The sequence below is a fragment of the Algoriphagus ornithinivorans genome, from assembly GCF_900115305.1.
In the GTDB taxonomy this organism is placed as follows: domain Bacteria; phylum Bacteroidota; class Bacteroidia; order Cytophagales; family Cyclobacteriaceae; genus Algoriphagus; species Algoriphagus ornithinivorans.
The window spans coordinates 14750-35490 of sequence record NZ_FOVW01000001.1 but is presented as its reverse complement, the minus strand read 5'-3'; the positions used below and the strand labels follow the sequence as shown (position 1 = coordinate 35490).

Annotated in this window: 22 protein-coding genes; 11 read left to right on the top strand and 11 right to left on the bottom strand. The window is 39.4% G+C overall.

Going from position 1 to position 20741, the window contains the following annotated elements; translation table 11 throughout:
• The first annotated feature begins 162 nt into the window (after window positions 1-162).
• Window positions 163-600: a DUF2214 family protein gene (locus tag BM073_RS00210; RefSeq protein ID WP_217643077.1), complete on the top strand. Its 438-nt coding sequence runs from the start codon at window positions 163-165 to the stop codon at window positions 598-600.
• Between the two features lie 3 nt (window positions 601-603).
• On the opposite strand, the gene BM073_RS00205 is transcribed toward BM073_RS00210, so the two are convergent.
• A complete protein-coding gene (locus BM073_RS00205) occupies window positions 604-1695 on the bottom strand; it encodes a 6-phosphofructokinase (protein WP_091648622.1) in 1092 nt (363 codons plus the stop codon).
• A gap of 110 nt (window positions 1696-1805) precedes the next feature.
• On the opposite strand from BM073_RS00205, the gene BM073_RS00200 reads away from it, so the two are divergent.
• On the top strand, window positions 1806-2546 hold the full coding sequence (locus BM073_RS00200; protein WP_091648620.1) for an MBL fold metallo-hydrolase: 741 nt from the start codon (window positions 1806-1808) through the stop codon (window positions 2544-2546).
• A 21-nt stretch (window positions 2547-2567) separates the two neighbouring features.
• Here the strand turns inward: BM073_RS00200 and BM073_RS00195 are convergent, their stop codons facing one another.
• The 3 genes from BM073_RS00195 to BM073_RS00185 all read right to left on the bottom strand — a co-directional run bounded on the left by BM073_RS00195 (window position 2568) and on the right by BM073_RS00185 (window position 4335).
• Window positions 2568-3401 carry an MBL fold metallo-hydrolase gene (locus BM073_RS00195; protein ID WP_091648617.1) on the bottom strand — a complete coding sequence of 278 codons (834 nt, stop codon included), beginning with the start codon at window positions 3399-3401 and terminating at the stop codon, window positions 2568-2570.
• Window positions 3398-3793 (bottom strand): PAS domain-containing protein, encoded by a 396-nt coding sequence (locus BM073_RS00190; RefSeq protein WP_091648613.1) that lies wholly within the window; start codon window positions 3791-3793, stop codon window positions 3398-3400. Before BM073_RS00190 ends, BM073_RS00195 begins: the two co-directional genes overlap by 4 nt.
• 92 nt (window positions 3794-3885) lie before the next feature.
• On the bottom strand, window positions 3886-4335 hold the full coding sequence (locus BM073_RS00185; protein WP_091648610.1) for a hypothetical protein: 450 nt from the start codon (window positions 4333-4335) through the stop codon (window positions 3886-3888).
• 137 nt (window positions 4336-4472) lie between these two features.
• Between BM073_RS00185 and BM073_RS00180 the strand changes: the two genes are divergently transcribed.
• Window positions 4473-4880, top strand: coding sequence for a rhodanese-like domain-containing protein (locus BM073_RS00180; RefSeq protein ID WP_091648608.1), 408 nt, complete (start codon window positions 4473-4475; stop codon window positions 4878-4880).
• Here BM073_RS00180 and BM073_RS00175 read toward each other — a convergent pair whose 3' ends face one another.
• Together BM073_RS00175 and BM073_RS00170 are read right to left on the bottom strand one after the other, a co-directional pair.
• Window positions 4881-5987: a trans-sulfuration enzyme family protein gene (locus BM073_RS00175; protein ID WP_091648605.1), complete on the bottom strand. Its 1107-nt coding sequence runs from the start codon at window positions 5985-5987 to the stop codon at window positions 4881-4883.
• 107 nt (window positions 5988-6094) lie between these two features.
• On the bottom strand, window positions 6095-6577 hold the full coding sequence (locus tag BM073_RS00170; RefSeq protein WP_091648600.1) for a DUF4293 domain-containing protein: 483 nt from the start codon (window positions 6575-6577) through the stop codon (window positions 6095-6097).
• Between the two features lie 102 nt (window positions 6578-6679).
• On the opposite strand from BM073_RS00170, the gene truA reads away from it, so the two are divergent.
• The 6 genes from truA (at window position 6680) to hemE (ending at window position 12197) form a co-directional block, all read left to right on the top strand.
• Window positions 6680-7438 carry a tRNA pseudouridine(38-40) synthase TruA gene (truA, locus tag BM073_RS00165; RefSeq protein ID WP_091649631.1) on the top strand — a complete coding sequence of 253 codons (759 nt, stop codon included), beginning with the start codon at window positions 6680-6682 and terminating at the stop codon, window positions 7436-7438.
• Window positions 7439-7444: 6 nt separating this feature from the next.
• On the top strand, window positions 7445-9217 hold the full coding sequence (locus BM073_RS00160) for an ABC transporter ATP-binding protein (protein WP_091648597.1): 1773 nt from the start codon (window positions 7445-7447) through the stop codon (window positions 9215-9217).
• 39 nt (window positions 9218-9256) lie between these two features.
• Window positions 9257-9847: a hypothetical protein gene (locus BM073_RS00155; RefSeq protein ID WP_091648594.1), complete on the top strand. Its 591-nt coding sequence runs from the start codon at window positions 9257-9259 to the stop codon at window positions 9845-9847.
• Window positions 9848-9849: 2 nt separating this feature from the next.
• Window positions 9850-10368 (top strand): hypothetical protein, encoded by a 519-nt coding sequence (locus BM073_RS00150; RefSeq protein ID WP_091648591.1) that lies wholly within the window; start codon window positions 9850-9852, stop codon window positions 10366-10368.
• Window positions 10369-10537: 169 nt separating this feature from the next.
• The gene (locus BM073_RS00145) at window positions 10538-11065 is read left to right on the top strand and encodes a hypothetical protein (protein ID WP_091648588.1); all 528 of its coding nucleotides are present in this window, start codon (window positions 10538-10540) and stop codon (window positions 11063-11065) included.
• 106 nt (window positions 11066-11171) lie between these two features.
• Complete coding sequence (gene hemE / locus BM073_RS00140; protein WP_091648585.1) at window positions 11172-12197, top strand: uroporphyrinogen decarboxylase; 1026 nt, start codon at window positions 11172-11174, stop codon at window positions 12195-12197.
• Between the two features lie 22 nt (window positions 12198-12219).
• Here the strand turns inward: hemE and BM073_RS00135 are convergent, their stop codons facing one another.
• Window positions 12220-13026 carry an MOSC domain-containing protein gene (locus BM073_RS00135; RefSeq protein ID WP_245756332.1) on the bottom strand — a complete coding sequence of 269 codons (807 nt, stop codon included), beginning with the start codon at window positions 13024-13026 and terminating at the stop codon, window positions 12220-12222.
• Window positions 13027-13568: 542 nt separating this feature from the next.
• On the opposite strand from BM073_RS00135, the gene dnaK reads away from it, so the two are divergent.
• Entirely contained in the window at window positions 13569-15488 is a 1920-nt protein-coding gene (gene dnaK, locus BM073_RS00125) for a molecular chaperone DnaK (protein WP_091648580.1), read from the top strand.
• A gap of 115 nt (window positions 15489-15603) precedes the next feature.
• The gene (locus BM073_RS00120; RefSeq protein ID WP_091648577.1) at window positions 15604-15978 is read left to right on the top strand and encodes a co-chaperone GroES; all 375 of its coding nucleotides are present in this window, start codon (window positions 15604-15606) and stop codon (window positions 15976-15978) included.
• 36 nt (window positions 15979-16014) lie between these two features.
• Here the strand turns inward: BM073_RS00120 and BM073_RS00115 are convergent, their stop codons facing one another.
• The 4 genes from BM073_RS00115 to hemB all read right to left on the bottom strand — a co-directional run bounded on the left by BM073_RS00115 (window position 16015) and on the right by hemB (window position 20727).
• Window positions 16015-16377: a hypothetical protein gene (locus tag BM073_RS00115; RefSeq protein WP_091648574.1), complete on the bottom strand. Its 363-nt coding sequence runs from the start codon at window positions 16375-16377 to the stop codon at window positions 16015-16017.
• 288 nt (window positions 16378-16665) lie between these two features.
• Complete coding sequence (locus BM073_RS00110; protein ID WP_091648572.1) at window positions 16666-17838, bottom strand: porin; 1173 nt, start codon at window positions 17836-17838, stop codon at window positions 16666-16668.
• Window positions 17839-17945: 107 nt separating this feature from the next.
• A complete protein-coding gene (locus BM073_RS00105; RefSeq protein ID WP_091648569.1) occupies window positions 17946-19241 on the bottom strand; it encodes an ammonium transporter in 1296 nt (431 codons plus the stop codon).
• A gap of 517 nt (window positions 19242-19758) precedes the next feature.
• Entirely contained in the window at window positions 19759-20727 is a 969-nt protein-coding gene (gene hemB / locus BM073_RS00100) for a porphobilinogen synthase (RefSeq protein WP_091648566.1), read from the bottom strand.
• Between the last annotated feature and the right edge of the window lie 14 nt (window positions 20728-20741).

The window sequence follows — 20741 nt, the reverse complement described above, 5'->3', positions numbered from 1 at the left end:
AGAAATAAAAAATTTGAAATGAAAAAAATCACCAAAAGAGAAATTATCCCCTTTGTATAATCTGGTCATTCTGACTTTCTAATCCCTCCTTATTACTGATAAATAACCATTTGATTTCATTTCATAAATAGCGATATTTCCTGAGGTTCAATCATTTTTATCATGGAGATTTTGTTACGCTACCTTCATTTTGTTTCCGTATTTGCTTTAGCAGGAACATTATTCGCTGAGTTTTTTTTGATAGAAAAATCATTAAACAGAAAGCAAATTCAAGTTCTTGGAAAAATCGATGGACTTTATGGTATTTCGGCTCTAACGCTCCTTGCCGTCGGCTTAACCCTCTGGTTGGGTGGATATGGGAAACCCACTGAGTTTTACAGCCAGAATCCTACCTTTCACTTGAAACTAGGTTTATTTATTGCAATTGGACTAATATCGATCTATCCTACTGTTTTCTTTATCAAACAAGGGAAAGGACTTCCCGACCAAATTGTCAATATCCCCAAGTTGGTCAGGTGGTCCATTTATACTGAATTAATCCTTTTAATTATCATTCCCATTCTTGCTTGTTTGATGGCCAAGGGAATCAGAATATTATAACTTTCAGTCTCCAAAACTAATCCCTAAACCTTTCGCTGCCTCTACCAAGGTTCCCTTTGGATCTACATAATTGTATGCGGAAATTGCTTCCTTGATTGGTACTGAAGTATACTCATTATTCAACAGGACGATTAATTGCCCAAATTTTTTCTCCAAAACCAACTCAAAAGCTTTTACCCCAAAAACAGAAGCTATCACTCTATCAAAAGCAATAGGAGTTCCTCCTCGCTGGGTATGACCCAGAACCGTCTCTCTGATATCTGCATCAATTCCGGCAGCCTTCAATTGTTCACTGAGGGTGTAGGCTACTCCTCCCAGACGAACAGAAATCCTCCCCTCTTCTCCCTGGCTGGAAGTAATTGAGCCTTCTTTGGCATGTGCTCCTTCGGCAATGACAATGTTTACAAATCCTCTCCCCTTATTATATCTGGACTCGATTTTTTCGACCACTTCATCAAGGTCATAGGGAATTTCAGGAATCAGGCAGATTTCAGCTCCTCCTGCAATGGCAGTGTAAAGCGCAATCCAACCGGCATTTCTGCCCATCACTTCCATGATCATTACCCTATGGTGACTGGCTGCAGTTGTTACTAACCTATCAAATGAATCTGTGGCTATCTGAACGGCAGTTTGGAAACCAAAAGTGAAATCTGTGGAAGACAAGTCATTATCGATGGTTTTAGGTACTCCAACAACTGGAAATCCTGCTTCATACATAGCCTGAGATATTTCCTGTGAACCATCACCCCCAATATTGATTACTGCTTCAAAGCCTTCAGCTTTTAATTTTGCCACCAAATCTGGAATCTTGTTAACTATCTTGATACTTCCATCAGCTTGCTTTTCGGAGAATCTGATAGGATTCCCCTTGTTGGTAGTTCCTAGTATAGTCCCTCCCAAAACATGAATTCCTGCCGTATTTTTCTCATCTAATTTGATCAATCTGGAAGGTTCTTCCATCAATCCATTAAATGCTTCAAAACTTCCCCAAACTTCCCATCCTCCTTCCTGTAAAGCTCTTTTGGTTATGCCCCTTATAACTGCATTCAATCCCGGACAATCACCTCCGCCAGTCGATATTAAAAGTTTCTTCATAATGTGAATCTTGTAAAAGATTGTGGAATATAATCGATAAATACCCGATATTAAATCAAATATCCAAACAGCAATTAGGCTTTTCTTGTTAAAGCCCAAATACATTCGCCATGAAAAAACTGACCATTCTTTTTCTCTTCTTTACAAGTATAGGATTCGCCCAAGATATAATTCCTACAGAGAAAACCCCTGTAAAAGTTACTCCCATCCTGCATGGGACAGTGGTATTGGAATATGAAAACTTAACAATTTATGTCGATCCTTATGGTGGTGCAGAGCTATTCTCAAATCAAAAAAATGCAGATATAGTACTAATCACTGATATTCACGGAGATCATCATAATCAAGAAACATTGGACGGCTTAGATCTCAGTCAAGCCATTATTATCGCACCTTCGGCTGTGGCTGAAAAACTGCCAGCCAATACATACAAAAGTGTAGAAGTTTTGGGGAATGGAGAGTCTAAAAGTCTTTTAGGGGTGGGGATTTCGGCTATCCCCATGTACAATTTACCCGAAACATCTGACTCCAGGCATCCAAAAGGACGTGGTAATGGATATATTTTGAATCTGGGAGGAAAGAACTTTTACCTATCAGGAGATACAGAAGACATACCTGAAATGAGATCCTTAAATAATATTGATGTTGCCTTTGTATGCATGAATCTTCCTTACACCATGGATGTAGAACAGGCTGCAAGTGCAGTGTCAGCATTCAAACCGGGAATAGTTTATCCCTATCATTACCGAGGAGGAAATGGTTTGAGTGATGTAGAGAAATTTAAAACCTTGGTAAATGGAACTACTCCAGAAGTAGAAGTTAGATTGAGAAACTGGTATCCGGAAAATTGACAATCAACGTTTCCAATAGCCTTAAAAAGAATAAGTATTTCCCTCCATACACATCTCAATTTGAAAATCAAATGTTTGATCCTTCAAATTATTCATAAGAATCTCATCTAGTTGCTGATCGGTATTGGTGGGTTCATGATGAAATACAGCAAGCCTCTTGACCTTGCACATTTGGGCAAATGAAATAACATCTTTTACTGCGCTATGTCCCCAACCAATTTTTTGGGGATACTCCTTGATAGAATATGACCCATCGTGAAAAAGTAAGTCTGCATTATTTGCGATTTCAAAGCCACTTGTCCATTCTGGATTATTAGGAAAATCAGCTGACCCAATTCTTAATTCGTGATCCGGAATGTAGGCAAAAATTGAATCTCCATATTGAATTCTATACGCGAGAGTTGGCCCTGGGTGACATACGTATTCAGACTTAATTTTAAATCTTCCAAGTTCAAAATCAGTCATACTCAACTCATGAATGATCGGATGATTGGGTAGATCTCCAAGTCTCACTGGAAATAAGGGAGCTGAAAAATATCTTCTCAATCTTTGTAACAAAGGATCTGTGCTGGAAGAAGGTCCCCATAAATGAACCTCAACCGTTGGATTGTATAATGGCAGAAAAAAACCCAGGCCCATCGTGTGATCTATGTGAAGATGAGTCAGTAAAATATGTATTTCCTTAATTTCAGGACTCAAAAATCTTCCAAGGCGTTGGATACCAGAGCCAGCATCCAAAATAATACAGGTATCCTCATCGTAGACCTGGACGCAGGATGTATTCCCTCCGTATTTATTATTTTCAGGTCCTGGAGAAGGAAGGGATCCTCGACAGCCCCAAACTTTGATATTCATAGCATTTCGCTTTTCCAAAACATAGCCATAGCTCCTAGATACCGATCTGGCCTACCAATAATTGGAAATGCCGTCACCGTGATAAAAATCCTTTCTCCGTTCAAATTATCTATATAAAAAGATCCATGGGCCGGTTCTTTAGATGTCAGGGTCTTTACGAGTGGTAGTCCTTCTGGAGGGAGCAGTTTGCCATCTTTATCTGTAGGAGTAAAAATTGTAGACCATTCCTCTACTCTCATCCCACCAGTCTCACCAAACCGAAGTCCGAAAATTTGTTCTGCAGGTTCATTATAAAACAATAAATTACCCTCGGTATCTACCAAAAATGCGGGCATACTGAGACTATCTACAAATTGTCTACCTAAGATTAATTCTAAGGCTTGTGCTGGCATGGTTCTTTTTTATTATATAACCCTCTAAAAAGTTAAGAAAAATCCTAATATAATTCGCTAAATTCTTGAAAAACAATCAATTTTAAAGGGAATTAATAGACATCCGAAATCTCGTATTGCTTTTGATTGATGGAAAAAGTATCTCCCTTTTTCTTTCCTTTCATGGCCTTAAACAGTGGAGCCTGAACTGAGATTCCAAAGATTTTATCACCATTTACATTCAACTCTTCAGCAGAAATCGAGACAAAAAAACTGAGCGAATCAGTAATTACTACCGCTCCAAGTTCAACTATTTCACAAATCTTTTCATCAGAAATAGAATCCAAAACACCTAACTCCTGTTCCAAATGTTCAAGCTCCTGCTCATATCTGAGCAAGACCTGATGGCGCTCTGAAGAGCTTGAGTCGCCTTGACTTGGAATAACATCCCGATCATAGATTTCACTCTTTAAATTGGATATTTCTGTCTTGAAATCAGAAATAATCTGCTCTTGCTTGAGCTTACACGCTTCGAATATTTGAGCCTTGGGAATTCTCATCATTTTGCCATTTGCTTCCCTAAGTATAAAACTAATTTTCTAAAAATTCTATGATTTGTATCAGCTTTTTCCTTGTTTCCTCATGAAGAAATGTGAAAAAAATCACCAAGAATTAGAAGAAACCTTCTTTTTTTTGCTGTATGAAAAACCTAGCTCTATTACTTCTCTTCATAACCAGCGTATTGGCCTGTACTCCAAAAGGAGAAAATCAATCCTCTGAAAAAGTAAAAAATTCGGTTGTCTCGCTGGACGAGAAAGAATTTTCTGAAAAGCTTTCCTCCGGAAAAGCCCTTTTGATAGATGTTAGAACTGCCGAGGAGATCACATCAGGTAAAATTCCCAATGCTATTTCCATCGATTTTTATCGAGCCGATTTTCAGGATCAAATTCTAAAACTCCCTAAAGACCAAGAAATCTTGATTTATTGTAGCGCAGGAGTCAGGAGCTTACAAGCTTCTGAATTCTTGACTAAAAATGGATATAGCAAAATATACCATTTAGAAGGCGGTTTAGGCAACTGGATTAGAAAGGGATACCCTTTTGAATGATTAAACCTTGGAAAAAGCATGATCCAAATCCTCCAGCGAATCATCGGTATGCTCTAAGCCTACAGAAATTCGAATCAAATTTGGCGGAGTTTTAGTATCTGGACCTTCTACAGCAGCTCTTCTTTCAATCAAACTCTCCACTCCTCCTAGACTGGTTGCATTTGCAAAAAGTTGAAGATGAGAGATGAATTGATCTGCCCTTTGAGCATCTCCTTTAATTTGAAAAGAAACAATTCCTCCAAACCCGCTCATTTGGCCTGCTGCCACCTCATGTCCCGGATGAGATTTCAATCCTGGATAATGTACTTTTTCTACTTTTGGGTGAACGCTTAAATATTCTGCCAGAATCATGGCATGCTCAGCATGTCCTTTCATTCTGTAGGCAAGAGTCCTGATGCTACGACACAACCAATAACAATCCATCGCGGAAGGTACAGCTCCTCCTACCTTCTGAACGGTTTTGATTTTCTCCCAAAAATCATTTTTACTTTTAGTAACCAAGGCTCCACCTAAGATATCGCTATGCCCTCCAAAATACTTTGTGCTGCTGTGCATGACCATGTCTGCGCCAAGCAATAGTGGATTTTGAAATACTGGCGTTGCAAAAGTATTATCGCATACCAATAGCGCTTTTTGGGCTTTTGCAAGCTCGGAGATTTTCCTGATGTCTGTGACTTTCAACAAGGGATTGGAAGGAGTCTCAACCCAAAATAGTTTAGTGTTAGGCCGAGTTGCTTTTTTCACTTCTTCAAGATTGGACATGTCAACAAAGCTTACCTCATGTACACCCTTGAATAACATGGTCATGGAATTATGAAGTCCATGATACATGTCATCAGGAGCTACAATGTGAGAACCCGGTTCCAATGCCTGAAAAACAGCTGTTCCTGCAGCATTCCCTGAGGAAAAAGCAGCTGCATCTTCTCCCCTTTCCAAAACAGCAATTACTTGCTCCAAGGACTGCCTATTGGGATTATTAGCCCTAGTGTAAAGCATTTCACCCTCTCCGTGATGGAAAGTAGTACTCAGTGTGATGGGTTGAACAACCGGATTATTTTTATCCGAATTGGTATTTCCTTTATGTATTGCTAGGGTTTCGAATTTCATGTCAAATGTATTTGCCCTGAAATTAAGAAATGAAAATAGATTTCAATTCATCGCAAAATTTTAAACCCATAAAAAAACCCTGAGAATTTAAATCCTCAGGGCATCTTTTATCTGATTCTATCTACTGACCTGACTAGAGCCTCATCTTTTCTAATAAATCGATTGGCTAGCATATTAAGGACCATTGCAGCCAAAATTACCCAAAAACCTAACTGATAGCTTCCTGATTCTACTGCATTGATTGCTGAGTTGATCCCATTAGTAGTAAGAAACACGGCAACAACCAAGCCTACCATAATCAAACTATTGATCATATTAAACATCATTTGACGGGTTCGATTCTTGTACTGAAAAATTGAAATCAAAGCTAATAAACCGGCAAATGAAGCTAATGTGGCAATATACCATTTGGAAGAGGATTGAATCACTTCTCCGCTAGAATCCACATTATTCAAGACAAAGGCAGTTAATTCCCAAGAATCTCCAGTACCTGAGCCAGTTTGGCTTTGTATCCAAAGAGTTGAACCAATAGTCACTCCCATACAGATGACTACTAAGAAAAGAAATATGGTTTGAACGCGCTGAATCATTTTTCTATAATTTTTGGCAAAGAAAAGCCCAAATCCCCGCTTTCACAAGGAAAGCCTTATGGAAGCTATCGGAATCAGGCAGGAATTGTATCTTTGCGCCTTATGAGCAGAATTCAGCGATATTTTCTGGAATTGAGTTATCATGGAGGTCCTTTTCATGGTTGGCAGATTCAACAAAACGCCTTTACGGTGCAGGAATCCATCGAGTCTGCCTTGAGCACCTATTTTAAAACACCCATGACTATCATGGGAAGCGGAAGAACTGACACCGGTGTTCATGCCAGCATGCAAGTTTGTCATGTGGATATTTCTCATGAATTTGACCGGGAAAAATTACTCAAAGGACTCAATGGAATTCTTCCTAAGGAAATTGCCATTCATTCGATTAGGAAAGTTACTGATGATGCACATGCCCGATTCGACGCGATAGAGAGATCTTATGTTTACAGGATGATTTTCAGAAAAAGCCCATTTTTAGATGAGTTTGCGTGGACTTCTTTTTTCACTCCTGATCTCCAGAAAATGAATGATGCAGCTTTAATTTTACTGAATCATGAGGACTTCGAATGTTTCAGTAAAGTCCATACTGAAGTCAATCATTTCAGATGTCAAATAAAACAAGCCCACTGGGAACAAAAAGACGGGGAATTGTTATTCCATATAACCGCTAATCGTTTTTTACGTGGCATGGTACGGGCGATTGTCGGAACTTTAGTGGATATAGGTTTGGGAAAAAAGCCAGTGGAATCAATGGATGAAATAATTAAATCCAAAGATCGAAACAAAGCTGGAAAGGCTGCTCCGGCAAAGGGGCTATTCCTGAGCAAAATCGTATATCCGGAAAATATTTACTTAGATTAGCATACCTTGAGCTTACAGAAAGAAAAAGAATCATCCGGCGAAATAGTCGACACCAAAGTACTGAGGCAGCTTTATCAATACGTAAAGCCTTATAAGGCCCAATTCTATTTTTTGGTATTCTTGACTATTGCTTTGGCCCTTTTGGCCCCAACAAGACCCTATTTTATTCAGGTCGCCATCGATGACTATGTAGCAATTGGAGATAGTCAGGGACTGATTCGAATGATCTACATTTTGGTGGGTCTGATGATTTTACAGGCTATTGTTCAGTGGGCACACACCTATTATTCAGGCTGGATCGGTCAAGTGATCATCCGAGATTTAAGAGTTCGGCTCTACAATCACCTGTTGAAATTAAAATTGAAATTTTTCGATACCACCCCTATCGGTAGATTGGTTACTAGAAATATCTCCGATATCGAAACGCTGGCAGATGTATTCAGCGAGGGACTTGCTGCTATTATTGGTGACCTTCTTCAGTTAGTAACCATTTTAGGAGTGATGTTCTATATCGACTGGAAGCTTACTTTAGTCAGTTTATGTACGCTGCCATTGATGATCATTTCGACCTACATTTTCAAAGAGAAAATCAAGGTGACTTTCAATGATGTGAGGAATGCTGTTTCTAACCTCAACTCATTTCTTCAGGAGCACATCACGGGGATGAATATTGTACAGATTTTCAACCGGGAGGATAGAGAGTTTGAAAAATTCAAAGAAATAAATCGCGAGCATAGAAGAGCGCACATTCGATCAGTTCTATACTACTCCATTTATTTTCCGGTTGCTGAAATCATCCAAGCCATTGGTATTGGATTAGTGGTATGGTATGGGGCTGTGGGAGTTTTGGGCATGGAACTCCAAATAGGAGTTTTGATTTCCTTTATCATGTATTTGCAGCTTTTTTTCCGTCCAATTCGGATGATTGCTGATAGATTCAATACACTTCAAATGGGTGTAGTGAGTTCTTCCAGAATCTTCAAATTGCTGGATAGCAAGGAACATATTGCTAATGAAGGGAATTTCAGCCCTGAAAAAGTCAAAGGAGATATTCAAGTCAAAGATCTTTGGTTTGCTTATGTTGATGAAGATTATGTATTAAAAAATATCAATTTCGAAGTAAAACCAGGGCAAACGGTAGCACTGGTCGGAGCTACAGGGGCTGGGAAATCTTCTATTATCAATTTGCTTTCCCGCTTTTATGAAATCAATAAAGGCTCCATTACCATCGACGGAACAGATATTCGGGAATTTGAATTAAGCACTTTAAGAAAACACATAGGGGTTGTATTACAGGACGTGTTCCTTTTTTCCAATACCATTTACTACAACATCACCTTAGGCAATCCCAATATCAGTAGAGAACAAGTAATGGAAGCAGCTGAAATGGTTGGTGCAAAGAAATTTATTGAGCGCCTTCCAGGAGGTTTGGATTACAATGTAATGGAAAGAGGTGCGACTTTGTCAGTTGGGCAGCGTCAGCTGATATCCTTTGTTAGAGCAATGGTATATAATCCTGAAATTATCATCTTGGATGAAGCGACATCTTCTGTAGATACTGAGACAGAAGAACTAATTCAGGAGTCTATAGAGAGGATGATGAAAGGGAGAACCTCCATTGTCATTGCTCACAGGCTTTCCACTATCCAAAAAGCAGATAAAATTATCGTCTTGCATAAAGGTGAAATAGTGGAGCAGGGAACGCACGATTCTTTACTGAATCAGGGTGGCTATTATACCCAATTGCATCAAATGCAATTGAAAACGATGGCTATTTAGCCCGAATTTTGCTTAGAAGTTCAAAAACCAACTATTATCGTGAAATACAGATTAGTAACACTTTTATTTCTGTTGCCTTTTTTTGCTATGGCACAGGAAAGAGGAGCAGGCGTTCGTCTAGGAGAACCATTTTCTTTGACTTACAAAGACTTCTTTGATGACTACATTTCCTGGGAACTGATGGTCGGAAGCGGAGGAGTCAATGGAAACTCTTATTATCAGAGAGATTTTGAAAATAATCCTCCTGCATCCAATGCCTTTTACATTGGTCACAGTGCCAAAAAAGGAGCATCCATCCATGGAAGAATAGCTTTGCATGAAGACATCACAGATATGTTTGAGATCACTGAAGGCTATCTTTTAGGCTATGCAGGGATAGGTGCACAATTGCGCTCCACGAGGGTGAATTACACCTACAGCCAAGGCCAGGTCGGAGGTCCCGGACTAGTACCAAGGACAGAAGAAAGAAGCAATATTGATTTTGGGCCTGAGCTATTCGGGGGAGCGGAATATTATTTCAGTGAAGCCCCTATTTCAGTTTTCGCAGAGGTAGGATTCTTTTTGGAGCTGTTGGATAGAGTGGGCCATATCAAAGGTCAAGGCGGCATTGGAGTTCGATACTTATTCTGATTATGGTAAAGAAGGTTTTTGTAATTCTATTGGTTCTTTTTTTTCTAGGAGCTTCAGCCTATTACGTTTTTGTAAATCTTGGAGGAAAAAATCCAATTGAAATTACTTGGGAGCAAAAAACGCCTCCACCTCTCAGCGGAATCTATTTTGTAGGCATACCTCAAGATGAGAAGCTTGCAGAAGCCTTTAAGGAAATGGAAGGGCAAAAAAACTTACGTCCAGGATCTAGCCTTCATACCATCTATGAAGTGGAGCCGGCAGGTAAATTAGACACAATGAAAGTATTCATCGGATTAAATCAATCGCTCACAGGCGAGAAATATGAAACCCGGATTTTTGCTGAATCAAGCTATTTACTTGCTACGATTAGGGGAAATAAATGGGTGATGCCTGGACCGGAAACTGTGAAGGAGGAATTAAAAACTTATGCTGACTCTGCCAACCTGACTTTGACCGGAATATATATTGACCAGATTATTTCCGAAAGTGAGGTAAGAGTTATCGCTCCAGTAAAGGAGTAAATCTCCTCTTAAGGATTTTTAACCAACTTTCTATCCCGAAATTTCGTGTTAAAGATTAAATCAATTGCCAAATAATATTTTAATAAACTAAACTATTTTGAACAAGAGTTGCGTCTCTAAGTTTTCGATCTAGTTTAAATTCTTTTAATCACTTAACCCATAAATAAACATGAAAAGACTTAGCGCAATTTTCAGCCTTATAGCCTTATTGGCTTTTCAGGCATGTGAAGGTCCAATGGGACCTCCAGGACCTCCGGGATTGGATGGTTTAGATGGAGTAACTATTGTAGGAAAAGCCTTTGAATTTGGGGGCAATTTTACAGCCGCCAATGATTACCAAATTTCATTCACATTTCCTTCTGCCAATTTAGCAAGTGATAAGGTCCTGGTTTACTTATTAGTAGGAGAATTTGAAGGTGAAGACATTTGGAGACTAATGCCTCAAACTTATTATCTGGACAATGGTATTTTGGTTTATAATTTTGACTTTACCCGAAGAGATGTGATTTGCTTCTTAGATGGCGCAATTGATCCTTCCACTTTAGGTTCAGATTTCACCCAAAATCAAATTTTCCGTGCAATTGTAATTCCTGCAGATCCTGCCAACTTTAGAATGGACTACTCGTATTACTCAGCTACTATGGAATATTATGGAATAGAAGAAGAGGATTTTATAAAAACCTATCCTAGAAATTAAAAACAACTGTGCACTTTAAAGAAAATTAGGACCGGAACTTGATTCCGGTCTTTTTTTATGTGGAAGAATTATCAGCCAAATATTATTTGCTTCCTATCTTTGCACCATGCAAATCCAAAACGATCTGCTGCTGAGAGCAGCAAAAGGTGAAAAAGTGGAGAGAACTCCTGTTTGGCTCATGCGCCAGGCTGGTAGAATTCTTCCGGAATACAGAGCGGTAAGAGAATCTGTTTCCGGTTTTATCGAATTAGCGCAAACTCCAGAGCTAGCGGCTGAGGTGACCATTCAGCCTGTTGATCTTTTGGGAGTGGATGCAGCGATCATTTTTTCAGACATTTTGGTAATTCCGGAAGCAATGGGATTACCTTATGAAATGGTAGAGAAAAGAGGGCCTTGGTTTCCAAACACGGTGAGCTCGGCTTCTGATCTTCAAAAAATTCGGGTCGCTGATGGAGCAAATGACTTGAGTTATGTGATTAAAGCCATAGAAATCACCAAAAAAGAATTGAATGGACGAGTTCCTCTAATCGGATTTGCAGGAGCTCCATGGACAATTTTTGCCTATATGGTTGAGGGAAGTGGCAGCAAAACTTTCTCCAAAGCCAGAGCGATGCTCTATACAGAGCCTAAATTATCACACCAATTGCTTCAGATGATTACTGACAGCACTGTCAACTATCTCAAAGCTCAAATTCAAGCAGGTGCAGACTTAGTTCAGATTTTTGATAGTTGGGCAGGAATATTAGGGCCAGAACAATATGAAGAATTTTCTCTTCGATATATCCGACAAATCTGTGATGCAGTAAATGAAGTTCCTAAAACAGTTTTTGCAAAGGGAGCCTTTTTCGCAAGAGAAGCCATGGGGAAATTAAACTGTGAAACCATAGGCTTGGATTGGAATATGGGGATTTCTGAATCCAGAAAGATGATTGGAGAAAATAAGACTTTACAAGGAAATCTGGATCCTGCTGCTCTATATGGCAACCCCGACCAAGTAAGAACCGCCACTGTACAAATGATGGAGCAATTTAAAGGCGGCAGACATATTGCGAATTTAGGACACGGAGTATATCCAGATATAGACCCTGAAATGGTCAAAGTATTTATCCAAACAGTAAAAAGTTTTAAATGATTAAGAGCCTTCGGGCTCTTTTTTATTGGATGCTAACCTGATCTCCCACCTTGAGTATACCATGAGAAAGTGCTACCATATTCTGCCCAAAAAGTACTTTATTATTGAAAGTTCTATAGCCGGCTAGAGTTTTAAGAGGCTCCTTACTTTTTGTTGCATTTTCCTGATCTATGGTAGTCATCACACAGCGGGCACAAGGTTTCACAATTTGAAAATCGACCTCGCCTACCTTAAGCGTCTTCCAAGAATCTTCCTCATAAGCTTTGGCTCCACTGAAAACTAAGTTAGGTCTAAACCTATCCATAGGCACAGAGCTTTCCAATCTGGAATTTAGATCATCCAAGGATTCTTGTCCTATCAGTAAATACGGCATACCATCTGCAAAACTGACAGACTCATTGTTAACAGCGTACTTAGGACTCACAAGTCTATGGGTAGTTTCAGGCATTTTGACCAAATGAACCTCCATGCCCAATTTTTCAGAAAACCATTTATCGATATTCGGATCTAATTTTTTGGCGAGCATGGTATCATCCCAGACTACTACTTCCACTGATTCATAACCCTCCAAAATCAAAGGGATTTGAATATAATCCTCAGGTCTTTCTGAAGAATAAACTCTCAGAAAATCAGATTCCAACTGTACTTTTAACAAGGCCAGCTGGGGGTATTCTCTCTGAGTTACAAACATTCCCTGAGGATCAATCAGCATCCATCTTCTGTCAAATTGAAATCCTCTTTCCTCCACCCGACAGACCTCCATTCGAATTCCTCCCAATGATTTGATGGGATATATATAAATATCCTGTAGAAAAATACCCTGACTCATATACGTTTTTTTTTAACCCTTTAAGATAAAACAGGTTTAGCTGAGAATCTTCTTTTCCAGCCTACATTTTATAAAAGCGAAAGTTGGAATCAAAACAGCCTGTATTTGGAAAAAGGCACTATTTGCTAAAAATCGTAAACAATACTCGTTTAAAGTCTAAAAAATGATAATCAGGAATCCAGCTTTCCCAAGTCTCCCAATTACATAAATAAGTCTGGAACAACTCCCTAATGCTCCAAAATGAGAACCCTAGAAGCAAAACAAACACCCATTTAGCTTTTTCCGATTTGAAGGATCTAAAAATTACTTTTCTCATAATCTTAAGATGCTACATAGCCAATCAAAGTTGCATGGCACAATATTTTTTTGTCTGTCATAATCTCAGCCAAATTCCGAACTGTCTTGTCAAAAACTGAAAATCCAGCTAAAAAATTGTCTTGTTTTCTGCCATTGTGACACGAATAAAAGAAAAATATGGGCTGGCATAAGCATTGAAGATAGGGAGACGTATTAATTCAGCAACTAAATTAAAATTTATAATCATGGGAAAAATTATAGGCATTGACTTGGGTACCACCAACTCCTGCGTAGCTGTAATGGAGGGTAACGAGCCTGTAGTCATCCAAAACAGTGAAGGAAGAAGAACCACTCCATCAATTGTGGCTTTTCTTGACAATGGAAATGGAGAGCGCAAGGTGGGTGATCCTGCAAAGCGTCAGGCAATTACCAACCCGGGCAATACCATTTCCTCCGTAAAGAGATTTATGGGTAAGAAGTTCTCTGAAGTATCAGAAGAGAAAAAACACGCTTCTTATAAAGTAGAACAAGGATCAAACGATACAGTTGCCGTAAAAATCGGTGACAGATCATATACTCCTCAGGAGATTTCTGCGATGATTCTTCAAAAAATGAAGAGCACGGCGGAAGACTTCTTGGGACAGGAAGTAACAGAAGCGGTAATCACAGTACCAGCTTACTTCAATGATGCAGAGCGTCAAGCTACGAAGGAAGCTGGTCAAATCGCTGGTTTGGAAGTAAAGCGTATCATCAACGAGCCTACTGCAGCTGCATTGGCTTATGGTATGGATAAGAAAAACCAAGACATGAAAATCGCAGTGTATGACCTTGGTGGTGGTACATTCGATATTTCAATTCTTGAATTAGGCGATGGTGTATTTGAAGTAAAGTCTACCAACGGTGACGTACACTTGGGTGGTGATGACTTCGACCAAGTAATCATCAACTGGTTGGCTTCTGAATTCCAAGCTGAAGAGCAAATCGATTTGAGAAAAGATCCGATGGCTCTTCAGAGATTGAAAGAAGCAGCTGAGAAAGCAAAGATTGAATTATCCAGCTCTTCATCTACAGAAATCAACCTTCCTTACATTACTGCCACTCAGTCAGGCCCTAAGCACTTGGTGAGAAACTTAAGCAGATCTAAGTTTGAGCAACTTTCAGAGGATTTGGTTAAAAGATCTATGGAGCCATGTAAAAAGGCTTTGTCAGATGCAGGAATGTCTCCATCTGACATAGATGAAGTAATCTTGGTAGGTGGTTCTACCAGAATACCAAAAATCCAGGAAGAAGTAGAGAAATTCTTCGGCAAGAAACCTTCTAAGGGTGTAAACCCTGATGAGGTAGTAGCTATCGGTGCTGCTATTCAAGGTGGTGTCTTGACTGGAGAAGTGAAAGATGTATTGCTATTGGATGTAACTCCTCTTTCTCTTGGTATCGAAACCATGGGTGGAGTAATGACCAAATTAATTGAAGCAAATACGACTATCCCAACCAAAAAATCAGAGGTTTTCTCTACAGCAGCTGACAATCAGCCAGCAGTAGATATTCACGTCCTACAAGGTGAGAGACCATTGGCGAAGGATAACAGAACTATTGGTAGATTCCAGTTAACGGATATTCCGCCAGCACCAAGAGGAGTACCTCAAATTGAAGTTACTTTTGATATCGATGCGAATGGTATCCTGAATGTGTCTGCTAAAGACAAAGGAACTGGCAAAGAGCAAAAGATTAAAATAGAAGCTTCTTCTGGTCTTTCTCAGGAAGAAATCGACAGAATGAAGAAAGAGGCAGAAGCAAATGCAGCTGCTGATAAAGCTGAGAAAGAAAAAATCGAAAAGTTGAACCAAGCTGATAGCTTGATCTTCCAAACTGAAAAGCAGTTGAAAGAATATGGTGACAAACTTTCTGAAGGTAACAAAACTGCCATTTCAGGAGCACTTGACACTTTGAAAGCCGCTCATCAGTCTCAAGATTTGGCTGGAGTTGATTCTGCCATGGAAGGCTTGAATAAGGCTTGGGAAGCAGCTTCACAAGAAATCTACAATGCAACTCAGGGAGCTGGAGCTCAGCCGGGTGCTGATGCAGGAGCTTCATCTGGAGCAGAAAATGCCGGTGACGGAGTTTCTGATGTAGATTACGAAGAAGTAAACGAAGACAAGAAATAATAAACTAAACCAACTTAGGCATCCGTCAATTGCGGATGCCTAATCCTTTTAAGAGCCAAGGATCAAGATAATAGTATCTCGACTCTTGGCTTTTTTCATCAATAATCATTCGATTATGCAACTCACGGCAGACAATAAATTGAAAAAGCTAATTGTAGTGGGGGACAGAGTATTAATTCGCCTGAAAAAACCCAACGAAAAAACAAGCACCGGACTTTATCTGCCTCCTGGAGTTCAGGAAAAAGAAAAAGTTCAACAAGGCTACATCATAAAGGCAGGCCCGGGATATCCTATTCCAATGCCTGCAGATGATCATGAACCCTGGATGGAAAATGAAGAAAAAGTAAAGTATGTCCCTCTACAGGCAAAAGAAGGAGACTTAGCAATATTCCTTCTTTCTGGGGCTCACGAAGTAATGTACGAAGGAGAAAAATACTTTATAGTCTCACAGGCATCTGTATTGATGCTGGAAAGAGAACAAGACCTATAATTAAAAAAGCTCGGTATATAAACCGAGCTTTCTTTTTTAATGCCACCAGAGTTTTTTCTTCCTCATGGATTTAGGCTCAATATAGGATGCCTTGGAATTAACCTGGATTTTTTGAGATTCCTCCCAGACCTTTCTGTTTTTAGCTTCGAGACCTTTAGGATTGTTGATTTCCGATCTAGTTCTAATCTGAAGTTTTGCCGACTCAGAATTCCACTGCTTAAAATTTTTAGCTTCTGCTCCGGTTAGAGTTTGAGGAGAAGAATGGAAAACAACTTTGAGCGACTTATCTTGGGTTTTCCAGACTTTAGCATTTTTGGCTTTAGGTCCTTTGGATAAGCTTTGTGCTTGAGCGAAACCTAGGATACAAAAGGCTGATAGAAAGAGCAATAACTTTTTCATATCTGTATATTTGGGTTGTACAAAGATATACAGCAGAAAAAAGAAATTGTTTCACTTTTCAATATTTTTTCTCCAAAAAATTCGATGATTAGAAATTAAATTTTAAAAAATGTTCAAAAACTTATTTTCTATTCAGTTTTAATTTCATCCCAATAATTGAAAAATCGCAGCATTATTGTTTGTTCATCATTCCATTTGATCTGAAAATCTTAAAGAAATTATAAAATAAAAAAAACCGAGGCGAAAATCACCCCGGCTTTCACACAACAATAGACCCTGTTTATTAGCTTAAAATGCAAATACTGCAGCCAGTAAAAACGAAGAAAGATTTTTGGTTGCAGCCAAATCTTTATTCATAAAGAATTCATTCCCCATGGTATCCAATCGGATTTCAGGAATTAGGGTCAAATTCTTGCCAATTTTTGCATTCCCTGAAAGAGTCACCGCAAATACATTTCCATCACCGGAACTATCTAATCCTACAACACCGTCCAAACCTGAGTTGAATACGCTGAAGTACTCACCTCGTAAGCCCAAGGCAAATTTTTCAGAAGTTGTAGCTTGCAAGTAGCCAGCAAATCCATAAAAACCATAACCATCACCTTCGGAGTCTTGCACGTCCGAACCACTGAAAAACTCTCCAGAAGAAGTGGTGTTATAGGTGGTATTTACACCTAAATACACGGCATCAGTTAGATTAAAGCCCGTAGTCAAATCTACCTGAAAGGTATTTCCTCCGGAAGTTTGCCCGGAAATTAATGATCCGTCGTTGCTTAGTTTCCCGTCCTGATCTCCGTAAACCACATTCAAGAATGTACTTCCTGCATCAGTTGAATACCCCAACTGAGCTCCTAGCGTATAGGTCCCATTTAGGTTAAACTCCGTCATATCTGTCGGATTCATCACAGCGGCCATGAAAGAAAATTTATCAGAAAGTGCGATATCAGCCTTCAAGCCTGTATGAGAGAAAGGTCCATAAGAAAACATGTAGGAAGTCGAGTAATTAAAATTTCCAGTCGGAGAGATCACTTCGTAACCCAAGAAGGTATTAAAGTTCCCCAAAGTGAAAGTCACTTTGTCACTCGCATTCCAATAGACATACATCTGATTGATAATCTGGGAGCTTCCAGCCATTCCTCCTGCATAAAGTGGAGATCCAAAAACGGCGTCTTCGCCTCTTGGGCCGAATACTAAATCAACCACAGCTCCAATCTTATCGCCCTCATAAGTGGCTATAATATTTGCCATACCCAATGAAAATCCAGGGAGATTTCCGAAAGAAGTGGCCGGAGCCATGATGTTTTCACCTTTATTAGGTGCATTGAGATTAGTTCTGAAATACGCATCGACAGAACCGGAAAGTGTCAAAGCGGGAGGAGCTTTTTCAGTTTCTTCTTGAGCAAAAGATACATGGAAGGAAGAAACAACTATGCATAGGATTAGTAGTAATGTATTTTTCATTTTAATTTTGAGTGTTGGTGAATGATAGAGTTGACCAATAGGACCCCTGCCCGCTTGAAAGAGAGTCGCATTTTTTTCTACGGGCGGGGTTCTTTATTTTTTTGATACTATTCGTCGTAAACGATAGTGTAACCTCTGATTCCATGTTCGTGGGAATCAAGACCTGTACGCTCGTGCTCTTCAGAGACACGGATACCAACCGTCTTCTTCAAAACAAAGAAGATTACAAAAGCTGCAGTAAAGGCAGTAACGCCACAGATTGCAACACCGATAAGTTGAGTTAGCAATGTATGCTCAGGATTAGTGGAAAAAATACCCACTGCCAATGTTCCCCAAACCCCACAGGTCAGGTGAACCGACACGGCTCCTACTACATCGTCCAGGTGAAATTTATCTAAAAGGATGGCAGAAAGCACTACCAAAACCCCTCCGATTAAACCAACTAACACTGCGGAACCTGGGTTAATCACATCGGCTCCAGCTGTAATGGCTACAAGACCAGCCAGAATACCGTTCAAAACCATCCCTAAGTCTAATCTCTTGAAAGCAAAGTAGGCTGTAAGGAATCCACCCAATCCTCCTGCACAGGCCGCAAGAGAAGTAGTTACCAAGACAAAGGAAACCAATCCAGGATCAGCGGATAGCACAGAGCCACCATTAAATCCAAACCAGCCTAACCAAAGTAAGAATACACCGATTACTGCCAAAGGCACAGAAGCGCCAGGCTTTTCTACAATTTTTCCGTTTACGTACTTACCGATTCGAGGGCCAACCAAGATCACACCGGCTAAGGCTCCCCATCCACCTACAGAGTGAACTAGCGTGCTTCCAGCAAAGTCATAGAATCCCATGGCATCCAATGCACCTCCACCCCATTTCCAGCTGCCTATCAAAGGATAAACAATTCCAACAAAGAAGAGAGTAAACACCAAATAGGCACCTAGTTTCACACGCTCGGCTATTGCGCCAGATACAATGGTGGCAGCTGTTGCAGCAAACATGGCTTGGAACAAGAAATCTGTCCAATAGGTGTAGCCACCATCTGCATAAGCAGAACTTACATCAGCACTGGCAGGTGAAAACCAGAACATGTTCCAACCGGCAAAATCAAAACTTAGCCACCCTGGAGTTTCAAAGCCTGGGTACATTAGATAAAATCCAATGGCGGCATAGGAGATAATTCCGATAATTGGAGTGACGGTGTTTTTGAACAGGATGTTCACCGTGTTTTTGGCTTGGCCAAATCCTGCTTCCACTCCAGCAAATCCGAGGTGCATAATAAATACCAAGGCGGTGGAAAGCATCATCCAGACATTGTTCGTCGTGAGGATGTTTTGGGATATCTCCAAAGAGAGATCCATCGCGGCCACATCATTGGCCAACAGGGTTGCGAAATACTTCATAGGTTTGAGATTAAAATTTGAACTTATTTCAAAATTTTCGATAGGTTTGAAAGCAAAAGCTTTGAACGAATGTAATTTAATTTTTGATTAAAAAACAAATCACATTTTTATAAAAAGTCATAATTACTTGAATTTTCAATTGATTTTTGAGCCAAATATTAACGATTTTTCAAAAAATGATTCAAAATAGATGCTTTTATAAACCAGATAATTAATAAAATAATATTTCGAATAGATAAGTATTATTTTTTGAAATCGGTTGCGGGAAATAGAAATCAGAATAAATAAAAATTAAATAACTCCTTATCGAACTATTATTCTGAAAAACCGAAAAAAACTTAATTTAATACTAAAGCATCAGGATTATCAAATATATAAATTTTAAAAAATCAGTATTTTTTTTTATCAAACCCTAAAAAAAATTCAATTTTAATTGAAAAATTGGTTTGATTTTTAACCTGAAAAATAAAAAAGCCTGAAAAATTTCAGGCTCTTGGGCTTAAAACAAACCATATATTTACTTAGAAAGCTCAGCAAACTCCTTTGCAAAATAAGTTAGGATAATCTTAGCTCCTGATCTCTTGATACTTGTAAGCATTTCTATCATGGCACGATCATTATCGAGCCAACCTTTCTCTGCTGAAGCTTTCAGCATACTATATTCACCTGACACATTATAAGCTGCAATAGGCAAGGGGTAATTATCTTTCAAAAGCTTGATAATATCTAAATAAGCCAAAGCAGGCTTAACCATTAAAAAATCAGCTCCTTCCTCCATATCCAAATCAGCCTCGACCAGTGCCTCCTGAGAATTGGCGGGGTTCATTTGATAAGTCTTTTTATCTCCAAACTTCGGAGCTGAATCCAACGCATCCCGGAAAGGACCATAAAATGCACTTGCATACTTAGCAGTATATGACATGATGGAAGTATCCGTAAAACCATTTTGATCCAATAACTCCCTGATATAGCCCACTCTTCCATCCATCATATCAGAAGGCCCTAAGATATCAACCCCGGCGTCAGCCTGTGCCAATGACATTCTCCCCAAAATTTCCAAGGTTTCATCATTCAAAATCTTTCCATCTTTCACTATACCATCATGACCATCGCTGCTATAAGGATCCATAGCCACATCAGACATCAAACAGATTTCGGGAAAGTTTTTCTTTATTTCCCTCAAGGCTTTAAGGTAAAATGTCTCTGGATTATAGCTTTCAGTAGCCATCGCATCCTTTAGGCTTTCAGGATATGCCGGAAAAACATCAATTGCCTGAATCCCCAACTTCATGCAGGATTCAACTTCACTTAGTAGGGTATCTGTAGAATACCGATAAATCCCAGGCATAGAGTCTACGGGAATCCTCTTTCCACTCCCTTCCACCAAAAACATTGGAAAAATCAAATCCTTGACAGACAAGGTGGTTTCCTCCACCATATTCCGGATAACTTCTGATTTTCGATTTCTTCTTGGGCGTCTGTTCATGGATTTTCAAAATT